Source organism: Flagellimonas sp. 2504JD4-2 (genome assembly GCF_053642935.1).
Genome location: NZ_JBSIOV010000001.1, coordinates 185,616 through 198,218, shown reverse-complemented (window position 1 = coordinate 198,218; position 12,603 = coordinate 185,616). Strand labels below are relative to the sequence as shown.

Below are 12,603 nucleotides of genomic sequence, written 5' to 3'. Positions count from 1 at the left end.
CATATGGAACTAAAAGGAAAAGTAGCGTACATAACGGGAGGAACTAAGGGAATTGGACTTGGTGTTGCCAAGTGTTTGTTGGACCAGGGAATAAAAGTGGCCATAAGTGGACGTAGCAGCGATGGCGTAGAAAAAGCAATCAAAATGCTCGATAGTTCTGGGGATGTTATGGGAGTTTGCTCCGATGTTTCCAAACTAGCGGATGAGGAAAAAGCCGTGCAACAGATATTGGACAGATGGGGTCACTTGGATATGGTGCTCGCCAACGCAGGAGTGGGCCATTTTGCTCCGATTGATGAAATGGAGGAGGGTCAATGGCATCAGATGATTAACACCAATTTGAATGGGGTTTTTCATACGCTAAAGGCTTCTGTGGAAGCATTAAAGATTTCAGAAGGATATTATATGACCTTGGCCAGTTTGGCCGGGACCAATTTTTTTGCGCAAGGTGCAGGATATAATGCCACAAAATTTGGAGTGGTCGGATTTACCCAAGCAGCTATGTTGGATTTGAGAAAATACAACATCAAGGTTACCACCATAATGCCGGGTTCTGTTGCAACTTATTTTAATGGGAACGAGCCATCGGAAAAGGACGCTTGGAAAATTCAATCAGAGGACTTAGGAAAGCTTGTGGTGGATTTATTACAGATGCACCCGCGTACATTACCCAGCAAAATTGAAGTGCGACCTACGCGACCTGACTTAAAATAATTCAAACTTCCTTTTCTAGCAACGGAACCTCTGGGTTACAGATTTCCAGAATGAGTTTTTCCAGATATACTTTGAAAGTTGTTATGGTCTCGGTAGTTATTGAAGTGCCAGATGAAACAAAGGGTAAAAACCCTTGTCCAAGATTTTTAAAAGAATAAATACCTGCTTGAAGATTTTCGATGGGATTCTCCTTTGTATAAAGTAATGCATAGCAAAGTAATTGGAAGGCTTTGCTTTTATCATAGTCGGTGATTAGGTCATCCCAGTCTAAGACCTTGACATTTTTAGGGTCTACTCTTCCCGTTTTATAGTCTACAATTCTGATTATTCCATCAATCTCATCCACACGGTCTATGGTTCCTCGAAGTTTGACAGGGAAATCCAGGCCTCCAAAACGCAATTCCACTTCATGTTTTTTTTCGAGTTCAAGAATACGGATTTGATGCCTTGATAACGCAGCTTTTTCAAGTTCGATAAAGTTCTTTAGGTATTTAACGATTACATTGAAAACCAAAAGGAATTTGCCCTTTTTAAGGTTGGCACCAGGTAAAAGCTTTTTAAAGTGCTGTTGTACCACATTTGGAATCATTTCAGCTGCTTTGGACAGATTCTCAACACTTAAGAATTGACCTAAAAAAGGACTGTACAGTTGCTCCAAGCTATCGTGAATGATGGTTCCAAAGGTGTTTGCAGCTATATTCTCCTCCACTTCATCAGTATCATTGATTTTAAGGACACTTCTTTTATAGAAGTCAATGGGATTTCTGATGTAATTGGTCAATGAGGTAGGTGAAAAGCCCTTTTGCGCCAAGGTTCTGATTTCTTGTTGAAGCAATGGGGTCTTTGTTATTTCGGTTAGAGGGTTGGCCGAAATTTTGACCTCTGGAGAGGCAATATTATGTGATACGTATTTGGCGATTGCTTCGTCGGTCAACAATTGGGAAATCAATCTACTTTTTTCGCCACCCTCTAGCACATCAGGTTCGGTATTGTAAATAATATGCACGTGTTTGGCCCTCTGGATTAAGCGATAAAAATGGTATGTGTATATGGCATCTTTTTCTTTGTAGGTTGGAAGCCCATATTCCCGCTTTACGTCAAAAGGGATAAAGGAATTATTCGATTTTCCTGATGGAAGAATACCCTCGTTTACCGAAGTAAGTATGACGGTTTCAAAATCGAGGTTTCTACTCTCCAGCATTCCCATTATTTGAAGTCCGGATAAGGGTTCGCCTATAAAGTCCAAGGTTTCAGAGGCTGCCAATTGCTTGAAGAAGCTCTTTAATGATTTTAAATCGGTAATAAAATCAATATCCGTAAGATGGGTGTCCAGTTGATTGAACAGTTCATGGAAACGATATAGATATTCTAGTTCTAATGTATTCCCTGAAGTTTGAAAATGGGACCTCAATTGTTGTATAAGATGGGAACAATTGTTGATCCATTCGGAAGGAGAGGGGGCTTGTTCCGGGAACAAAGTATTCAGTGCATGTTGTTGAGTTCCATATTTTAGGAGAGTGGCCCTATTTAGATATATCCAGTTGTTCTTCTTTATGTCGGCAATCAGGTTTTGTAAAAAGGCGAACTCTTCAAATTGTGCAAGGCTATTGGAGTAGGGATTGGAAAGAAATTCCAATACATCGATATAGAACCATCCTTTTTCGGATTGGGCGATATTGAGCTCAAGAAAGGACGCGAAGAATGAGTAAAGCACTGTTTTGTTCAATGGAAGCCCCATGGTAATATTGGCATCTTCGATATGGGAGGGAATAGCCGTCAGAATGGGGTTTAATAAAGCTTCATCAGCAAGTACCAGAGCTGTATGCTGTATTTTGTTTTTTCCTGCACCGTTTAGTTCATCAAGCAATTTACCTGCATACTTGGCTTGGGAAACACTTTTGGGCACGCCGGTAATTGAAATGGTTTTTGGCGCAAGAAAATTGTTGTGAATACCAAGAAGTTGCTTATCGTCGTAGTAGGACCATTCCTTTTGATAGCCCCTCATAAATAATCCTGCATCATGTATTTTGTCATTGAGGAAATGGGTGTCGATATCCCAATAAATTTGATTTTCGGGCCGTTCCAAAAAGTATTGGATGATTTTTGATTCAGCAGTGTTGAGCGCATTGAAACCGATAAAAATGATATGGTCCGTTTCCAGGCCTTCAGAATAGCTTTCCAAGCACTCTACAGCAGTTTTGTAAACAAGGCCTTGATATCCCTTGTTTTGTTGTAAAAGGGATGAGGTAAAAGAATTGTAGAGAAATTCCAATTGATTCCATAGCTGAAGATAGTTTTGGACCAATTCGGTCTTTTCCTGTTTTAACGACCAATGGCTCAAGTCTTTTATTGCCGAAAGGTAGTTCAGTATATCATGCGCTGGGATCAGGTAGCGATCTATTTCATTGAAATCCTGGATCAGGACTTGCCCCCATTTTAGAAAGGCATTAAAATCATCGTGATTTTTGATTTCAGCCTTTTTATAGGCTTGAAATAGTGTAAGCAATAGATCAATGGAAGAAGTAGCAGATATTCCAGCAATGGTGGATATAAAGTCCTCAATCGATAAAATTTGGGGAGCAAAGACGTTTTTGGAAAGTCTTGCCGAGATGTGTTTTTTCAGAAAAGTCCCAGAACGTTTGCTTGGAAGGATGTAAGTACATTTTTCAATGGAAACACCCTTTTGTTGTAAATCGTCCAGAACATATTCAAGAAAGCTTTGGTGCATGCATTAAAAATAAAAAAGGCTCCGCATTTGCGGAGCCTTTTTTGAAAAGAAAACGTTTGTTTTCTTATTATTTTATCAAGTTGATTTCAACTCTTCTGTTTTGCGTTCTACCAGCTCTCGTGTTGTTGGTGGCGATTGGCTTATCTTCACCGTATCCGATAGCAGTCAATCTACCAGCATTGATTCCTTTGTCAATCAAGAAATCTCTAACAGAGTTAGCTCTCTTCTCAGAAAGTGACTGGTTCAATTTAGCGCTACCTACACTGTCAGTGTGACCTTCAACAGTAAACTTAGCGTTAGGATACTCATTCAAGATTTGGATGATATCAACCATTACTGAAGTAGACTCAGCTTTGATAGAAGATTTACCAGTATCGAACAAGATAGTTCTAGCGTAGTCGTTCAACTGCTTCTGAACTTCCTCAGTTACTTCTGGGCATCCGTTGTTAGCAACCGTACCAGCTACTTGAGGACACTGATCGTCTTTGTCAAGAACGCTGTCACCATCGCTATCTGGCCATGGGCATCCGTTGTTCTCAGCAGGACCAGCTTCGTTTGGACACTGATCATCTTTGTCAGCAACACCGTCACCGTCAGCATCAGGACAACCGTTCAATGCAGCAAGACCAGCTTCGCTAGGACAAGCATCATCTTTATCAGCTATACCATCGCCATCAGCATCAGGACAACCGTTCAATTCTTTAGAACCAGCTTCGTTAGGGCAGCTATCTTTACTGTCTTCGATACCATCACCGTCAGCATCAGGACAACCATTGAAAGCTTCCAATCCAGCAACTTCTGGACAAGCGTCATCTTTATCGTAGATACCATCACCGTCAGTATCAGTTCCACCAAATTTGATGCTGATACCAGCCATGTGCTGGAAGTGTTGTGCTAAAAAGTCTTCGAAAGCGTGCTTATACTGAGTTTGTAATGTAAGACCGATGTTTTCAGAAAACCAAACGTTTACACCGATACCACCGTTAACGGTACCTGCACCGATTTCATCAACCCAAGTATAACCACCACCTATCTCAGCAAAAGGATCAATGGTAGTGTTTTTAAGGAAGTTGTACTTTACAGTACCATCTACAGCGTAGTGAGAAAGATCGTCAACAGACAAATCTCCATTGTTTTCTATTCTGTTCAAAGAACCTCTCGCTCCAACAGAGAAACCATCACCGATGTACTTGGAAACAGCTACATAAGAAACGGAAGGTAAGATGTTCCAGTGGTCAGAAACATTGAAGTACTCATCAAACAAAGTAGTACTTGAGGCAATGTTGTCAGGATCGTTGGTAGGATAAAAGTCGATTGCGTTTACCCCGAAACTAACTTGCCATGGATTATTCTCGTCTTGCGCTTGTAGATTGTTAACCCCCAAAACAACAAGGGCAACAACTAATAATTTGCTAAGATGTTTCATGCTCAAAATTTTAAGTTTAAGTGTTTATCAGCAGCAAATGTAAGTTGTTAAGACTTATTAACAAAATCAAATTTTCTTTTTTTTTGGTGCATTACGTGGGATATTTAGTGCATTTCAACGATTTTCAGGGCTTTCCCGACCTTAATGAATGCATTTATGGCCTTGTCCAAGTGATGTCTTTCATGCGCAGCGGACAATTGTACCCTAATTCGCGCTTTTCCCTTTGGTACCACTGGATAGAAGAATCCGATGACATAGATGCCCTCTTCCAATAATTGGTCGGCCATTTGCTGTGAAAGCTTGGCGTCGTACAACATTACCGGTACAATTGCGGAATCACCATCAATTATATCAAATCCGGCATCTTTGATCCCTTTTTTGAAGTATTCCGTGTTTTCCTGGAGTTTATCACGCAGCGAAGTATCCGAATCCAACATTTCAAACACCTTAATGGAAGCTCCAACAATGGCTGGCGCCAGGGAATTGGAGAATAAATAAGGGCGAGATCGTTGGCGCAGCATTTCAATGATTTCTTTTTTACCAGTGGTATAGCCACCCATCGCACCGCCAAGAGCCTTACCTAAGGTGCCTGTGATGATGTCTATTCTGTCCATAACACCCTTTTCTTGCAAGGTTCCCCTTCCTGTTTCACCTATAAATCCGGCAGAATGACATTCATCGATCATTACTAGAGCATCATATTTATCGGCCAGATCGCAAATTTTGTCAAGGGGAGCCAAAAGGCCATCCATTGAGAAAACACCATCAGTAACGATAATCGTAAAACGGGCACCATCTTCCTTACTTTGTTTGAGCTGCTTTTCCAAATCTGCCATATCATTGTTTGCATAGCGATATCTTTTTGCCTTGCAAAGGCGAACCCCGTCAATAATCGACGCATGGTTCAAGGAGTCAGAAATTATGGCGTCTTCAGCAGTTAATAGGGGCTCAAAAACACCACCATTGGCATCAAATGCGGCAGCATACAATATGGTATCCTCGGTTCCGTAGAAATCTGCGATTTTCTGCTCCAGCTCCTTATGGATATCCTGGGTGCCACATATGAAGCGTACGGAAGACATTCCAAAACCATGTGTGTCCAAGGTATCTTTGGCCGCTTGGATAACATCTGGATGGGAGGAAAGGCCCAAATAGTTGTTGGCACAAAAATTAATGACTTCCTGCCCGGTTGAAATTTTGATCACCGCATCTTGGGGCGAAGTAATAATGCGTTCCTTTTTGAAAAGGCCTGCTTCCTGTATGGCTTGAAGTTCGTTTGCTAAATGTTCTTTGATTTTTCCGTACATAGTGTTTGATTAAAGAAATAGGGGTTTTATTTCGGGTGCAATGTAGACAATTATAGTCTCTTTTACAGTAAAATTCATAGCCTTAAGCGTATCAGCATAGTTTAAAATTTGTTCTTTATGTGAGGGCGCAGGTTTTCCTGTTTTGTAATCTATAATGGTCACCTCATTGTTCAAAATGACCAATCTGTCTGGCCGCATCGATTTACCGTCTGTTGTTAAGATTTCTTGCTCGTTCAGTACCTGATAAGGCAATGAAAAATATTTCTTCAAATTTGGATGTTCCACAACTTTCTTAAGTATCCCGTAAACAATACTCGCTTCACTTGCGTTGAGGTGTCCCTGGGATTTTAATCTTTCCATGACTTCTGGAATATCGTTGGCGGTATTTACCAGACTCAGCGCAAAATGAACCAAATTTCCGGTTTCAATCGCTTCGCGTTTGTCATCATCCCATAATCGACTTGATTTTGTGGAAATCGTAAAACGCTTTCCTTCTTTTTGTCTTGTGATGTAGGGGATAGTTTCGTTTTTTACGGATGATTGTTGTGAGGACTCACCCTTCCCAACGAGTTCACCAAAGGTGTAAAACCCTTTTTCATCCTTGGGTATTTCCTGTTCGTGCAAGTAGTATTGGAACAAATCCGAATAGGTATTGGAATCTTCTAGGGTCGAGCTGTTTTTAGTGGTTTCGGATATGATATACATTCCTTTTTCCGCCCTGGTCAGAGCCACATACAGCACGTTTATGGCATCCAGTTCTGTTTTGCTGGCTTCATCTGAATAACTTTCGAATGCGCTCTCATTGTAATATTGCATGTCCTTGGAGGAATTGATCAGAAACTCTTCCAATCCCAAGGATTCTTCCGCTTCCGTTTTTGGGACCCAGGATTTCTTTTTAATCCCCACTCCATTGATAGACATGTTGGCGAAAGGAAATATCACAATTGGGAATTCGAGTCCCTTCGCTTTGTGAACCGTCATGATTTTTACGGCATTTATGGCTTCAGGGGCGGTCAACGAAAGGCTTTGTTTTTTTACATCCCAATACTTCAGAAAGGAATGGACCCCCGGACCTTCCCTTTTTTCGACCTCAAGTACCTTGTCCATCAAAAAATTGATATGGGCCGAAGCCATTCCGGCCAAGTCAAATTGTACTATAGCGGTTTCAAGAATGGTCAATACGGGTTGACTTTTCACCTGTTGAAGATCGAATCCATAGCGTCCTGACAACAAATTATTCAAATCGTCGATATGCTCTTTTATGAAGTCGTGTTTTTCCGATTGATTTTCCGCCAAAAACGAGAGTGCTTCGTAAGCAGCTTCCTTGTACTTATCATTCTCAACAATTTTCAATAAGGAAACAAGAAAGGAAACTACATCACTGCTTTTCAATAACAACGATTCCGAAGAAACAATGGGAATGTTTTTTTCCGAGAGAAAATTGGCCAAAAGTGTACCGTATTCATTTTTTCGGACCAGGATGCAAATATCAGAGTAATCATAGTTTTTGGACCGTACTTCGTTGATGGCTTCCAATACTTGGGAACAATGCATGTCTTTTTTGTTCTCCAATGAGTTGTCAATGAAAGACAATTGAACAAAACCGCCCAATTTATTCTGGGGAATTTGTTGTCCGCTTTCCAAAAACAGGGATTGATAGTCAGGATTTTTTAAAAAGGGTGCTATTGAGGTAAAAAAGCTATTGTTGAATTTTACAATTTCACTATAGCTTCTCCAGTTTGTGTCCAAAGTTCGGACAGTTGGATTTATTACAAAGGGATGTGTTCTTAGGTTCAGGAGATTTAAAAATTGTTCGGCCTTTCCACCCCGCCATCTATAAATAGCTTGTTTTGTATCTCCAACAAGAAAAAGCGTACCCAGTTCTTTCTTTTCGTTTTCACTCTCAAGGGCATTACCTATCAATGGGATTAGGTTTTCCCATTGCATTTGCGAAGTGTCCTGGAACTCATCAATGAAATAGTGGCGATATTTTTCTCCCAACCTTTCATATATAAAGGGAACTGGCTGATTTTTTATCTCTTTGGAGAGTAGCGAGTTCATCGCTGAAATTGGTATAAGGTCCTTTTCAACCTCAATATTTTTAATCTCTTTGGCGATTTCATTCAATACCGTAAGCGGAACAATATTGCCATAAATGTTTTTGAGATAACTGTGTTGGTACAAGTTCTTTTTGATATGGGAATAAGTCTGTAAAATGGTGCTGGACAGCTGAGAGGAGTCCCTAGCATCGCTGGCTTTTAAAATTGTATTGTCAATCAGGTTTTGTTCAAGCTTATTGTTGTAGAGTATTCTCGTATTGAACACTTTTTCAATAATCTTCTTGAAATGGTTGGGCAATGTCTGTCTTGGGAAATCGGTTAAGGCGAAACCTAAATTTTGAATTTCTTCCAGAACTGCTTCAGCCCTTTGGATAACATTTTTTTCAATCGACTTGACCTGATCAAGAATGTTGTCGCGTACCTCCTTTAATTCGGGGATGGTCTTTGAACGTAACCTATCAATGTGTACTGCATGATTTTCCTGAAACAGTAATTTTCCGATTTCAACAAGGTCATGACCAATGTTCCAGCTTTTGTTGTCATCGATCTTTTCCAATGAGAATGCAATCAAGACGTTGGTAAGCTCTTTGTCGCTTCCCGCCCTCTCCAACAATTGGCCAACAGCTTTTTCGAGCAGGAGTTCTGTGTCCAATTCCACTTCAAAACTCTGTGAGAGTTGAAGGTCACGGGCAAAAGTTTTGATGATTTTATGGTTGAATTTATCAATGGTGGAAATCTCAAAAAAAGAATAATTGTGCAATATCCTTTTAAGCATAAGTTTAGCGCGAAGTTGAAGCTGGCTTGGTTCTAGTGAAAGTTCGTCGCACAGTTCTTTGAACAGGCTATTCCCGTTTTCAATAGCTGTTGTCTGCCCAAAATCATATAGATTCTGCAGAATTCTGCTTTTCATTTCGGCAACGGCCTTATTGGTAAAAGTGATAGCCAGAATCTGTCTAAACTTTAATATCGCACCATCGGACAACAGCAATTTGAGGTATTCCTTGGTCAAGGTATAGGTCTTGCCCGAGCCGGCCGAGGCATTAAATATTTTAAAGTTGGAAACTGTCAAAAAGTTTTTCAGGCAAATTACGGATTACCTTGCTGAACTTAATAATGATTTAAAGGAATATATGTCTTAAAACCGTATTTTTACAGAACGATTAATAACTTAAAAACAATACGATTATGGCTTTTGAATTACCAAAATTATCCTATGCATATGATGCTTTGGAGCCACATATAGATGCGAGAACAATGGAAATACACCATACCAAGCATCATAATGGATATACCACCAAACTTAATGGCGCGATTGCTGGAACGGATTTGGAAGGAAAAGGAATCATGGATATCCTTTCCAACTTGGATATGTCCAATGGGGCGGTACGAAACAATGGTGGTGGGTTCTACAACCACACCCTGTTTTGGGAAGTAATGTCCCCTGATGGAGGTGGAACTCCAAGTGGAGATTTAGCTGCTGCCATTGACGAAGCTTTTGGTTCCTTTGATGCATTTAAAGAGCAGTTTAGTGCTGCCGCAGGAACTAGGTTTGGTTCAGGCTGGGCTTGGCTTTGTGTTCATAAGGGAGGTAAGTTGGAGATTTGCTCAACACCTAATCAAGACAATCCAATTATGCCAGGAACCGGATGTGGTGGACATCCAATTTTAGGGTTGGACGTTTGGGAACATGCGTACTATTTGAATTACCAAAATAGAAGACCTGACTATGTTGCGGCATTCTTTAATGTAATCAATTGGGATAAGGTTGCAGAGAACTTCGCTGCCAATAAATAATTAAGATAGAACAAACCCAAAAAAGGCCGGGCGCATAATTGTGCCCGGCCTTTTTTATTTCATAAAATGGATATAATAGAAAAGGGCGAGGAAGCCCTCACCCTTTTCGTCCCAAATCTTACCATAAACTTAACCTACTTATGCTATGGCAAAACTAAATTACTGGTATTGTGAGAAATAACAAAAGTTTTTGTGGAAATTTTTGCTTTTAAAAACAAAAAGAAAGAAGATTTCGATCAAGGAAATTAGATAAATCGTTGGGGTTCAAACATAAAGAAGGCGGAGTTGCCTCCGCCTTCTTTCCCCAAATCTTACCATGAACTTAACCTACTTATGCTATGGTCCTCCAAATGTAAGCCAAGGCCGCCCTTATTCGAAAAGCTTTTAGACGAAACCCCTTTTATTTGGTTGAATTGCTAACCTTGTCGATGGGGAGTACTATTATTAAGGAAAAGGATTACGAAGAGCTAAGGTGGGATTACTTTAAAATAAAAAAGGTGGAATAGCTTCCACCTTTTTTGCCCCAAATCTTACCATGAACTTAACCTACTTATGCTATGGCAATACTAAAGTAGGCTCGACTTTTGCCCATTGTGCAAAAAGCCGATGACATGCATATTTCATCGATGAAATGCACTATTGATTTTACCCAAAAGTGATTGGATCAATAAGCCCTTTGGTTTTTTCCTTCATAAAAATTGATAAATGCCCGGTTCACGACCCTATTCCCTCCAGGTGTTGGATAGTTTCCGGTAAAGTACCAATCACCGAGGTTTTTTGGACAAGCCTCGTGAAGACTTTCAATGCTTTGGTAGATAATGTCCACTTCGGCCTTAATATTTTCCGGACTTAGGATCTGCGCAATCTTTTTTGATATTTGGTCAGCTGTGAATGGTTGGTAAAATTCTTTCACATAATTGACGACCTCATTATCATTCCTTTCCGTCTGTGTCAGACATTTTTCATAAATTTCTTTGATGATATGCGTGGTTCCATGCTCTTCATGCAACGCTTGGGCAGCCTTGAAGGCAACAAAGTCTTCGAGCTTCGCCATATCGATACCATAACAATCCGGATATCTTATCTGGGGAGCAGAGGACACCACGATGATTTTCTTGGGGGATAATCTATCCAAGATTTTAAGAATACTCTTTTTAAGTGTGGTTCCCCTTACGATACTATCATCAATGATGACCAAATTATCACCTTTTTTTACTGAACCATATGAAATGTCATAAACATGGGCTACCAAATCATCCCGACTACTATCCTGGGTAATAAAGGTTCTCAGCTTGGCATCCTTAATGGCGACTTTTTCAATTCTTGGGCGCACGTCCAAAATCTTGTGTAGCTCCTCGCCAGTAATATTTGGACCTAATGCCAAAATCTGTTCTTCCTTAAGCTTGTTGAGGTAGTTCTGCGCCTCTTTTACCATACCGAAAAAAGAAGTTTCGGCGGTGTTTGGGATGTAGGAGAAAACCGTATTGCTCAAGTTACCATCTATGGACTTCAAAATTTGGGGGAAGACCAATTTCCCGAGTTGCTTCCGCTCCTGATAGATTTCCTTATCACTTCCTCTTGAAAAATAGATGCGCTCAAATGAACATGCTTTACGTTCGGTTGGTTGTTTGATTTCTTCGATATGTACCGAACCTTTTTTCTTTATGATTATGGCATTGCCCGGGTCAAGTTCTTTGATATCCTCAAAAGGGACATTGAACACCGTTTGAATCACAGGTCGTTCGGATGCTATGACCACAATTTCGTCATTCTTGTAAAAATAAGCGGGACGAATGCCTGCAGGATCTCTGACTACAAATGCATCTCCATGGCCCAACAAACCTCCCATGGTATAGCCACCATCCCAATTTTTGGAAGATTTTCTAAGGATTTTCGCAACATTCAATCGCTCCGCAATTAATGGCGAGGCTTCTCTTTTGTTGTGGCCTTCCTTCTTTATTTGTTTGTAGAGCTTGGCCACTGCGTCATCCAAAAAGTGACCAATTTTCTCCATTACGGTTACGGTATCCGCTAACTCTTTTGGGTGCTGACCTAAATTTACCAAGTTGTTGAAGAGTTCATGGACATTGGTCAGGTTAAAGTTACCGGCTACTATAAGGTTCCTGTGCATCCAGTTGTTCTGTCGCAAAAAGGGATGAACGCTCTCAATGCTATTTTTTCCAAAAGTACCATACCGAACATGGCCCATAAGCAACTCCCCAATGTATGGGATGTTCTTTTTTTGCAGAGCAACATCGTTCTCGTATTCGGGATTTTCCGCTATGGCGGTATTTATACGATCGTTGATTTGTGCGAAGATATCCTGAATGGGCTGTTGTTGTGCCGAGCGTACCCTGCTCATGTAACGTTCCCCGGGGTTCATGTCGAGCTTAATGCTTGCAAAACCTGCACCGTCTTGGCCCCGGTTATGCTGCTTCTCCATCATCAGGTACATTTTATTTACCCCATAAAAAGCTGTACCGTACTTTTCTTTGTAGTATTCTAGAGGTTTAAGCAAACGGATCATTGATATTCCGCATTCGTGCTTAATCGCATCACTCATAACAAACCAAA

7 protein-coding genes are annotated in these 12,603 nt (G+C 40.6%); 2 read left to right on the top strand and 5 right to left on the bottom strand.

Translation table 11 applies throughout. The features are described from left to right. Positions 1-3: 3 nt before the first annotated feature. Positions 4-714 (top strand): SDR family oxidoreductase, encoded by a 711-nt coding sequence (locus tag ACULLH_RS00975; protein ID WP_454086854.1) that lies wholly within the window; start codon positions 4-6, stop codon positions 712-714. A 1-nt stretch (position 715) separates the two neighbouring features. Here ACULLH_RS00975 and ACULLH_RS00970 read toward each other — a convergent pair whose 3' ends face one another. From ACULLH_RS00970 to ACULLH_RS00955, 4 genes are all read right to left on the bottom strand, one after another. Then, positions 716-3,442 (bottom strand): PD-(D/E)XK nuclease family protein, encoded by a 2,727-nt coding sequence (locus ACULLH_RS00970; protein WP_454086853.1) that lies wholly within the window; start codon positions 3,440-3,442, stop codon positions 716-718. 67 nt (positions 3,443-3,509) lie between these two features. Continuing rightward, the gene (locus ACULLH_RS00965; protein WP_454086852.1) at positions 3,510-4,868 is read right to left on the bottom strand and encodes an OmpA family protein; all 1,359 of its coding nucleotides are present in this window, start codon (positions 4,866-4,868) and stop codon (positions 3,510-3,512) included. Between the two features lie 104 nt (positions 4,869-4,972). Beyond that, positions 4,973-6,175: a glycine C-acetyltransferase gene (kbl, locus tag ACULLH_RS00960; protein WP_454086851.1), complete on the bottom strand. Its 1,203-nt coding sequence runs from the start codon at positions 6,173-6,175 to the stop codon at positions 4,973-4,975. 9 nt (positions 6,176-6,184) lie between these two features. Next, on the bottom strand, positions 6,185-9,304 hold the full coding sequence (locus tag ACULLH_RS00955) for a UvrD-helicase domain-containing protein (protein WP_454086850.1): 3,120 nt from the start codon (positions 9,302-9,304) through the stop codon (positions 6,185-6,187). Between the two features lie 116 nt (positions 9,305-9,420). Between ACULLH_RS00955 and ACULLH_RS00950 the strand changes: the two genes are divergently transcribed. Then, positions 9,421-10,029, top strand: a complete 609-nt coding sequence (locus ACULLH_RS00950) for a superoxide dismutase (RefSeq protein WP_454086849.1) — start codon at positions 9,421-9,423, stop codon at positions 10,027-10,029. A gap of 664 nt (positions 10,030-10,693) precedes the next feature. Here the strand turns inward: ACULLH_RS00950 and ACULLH_RS00945 are convergent. Then, entirely contained in the window at positions 10,694-12,592 is a 1,899-nt protein-coding gene (locus ACULLH_RS00945; protein ID WP_454086848.1) for an amidophosphoribosyltransferase, read from the bottom strand. Between the last annotated feature and the right edge of the window lie 11 nt (positions 12,593-12,603).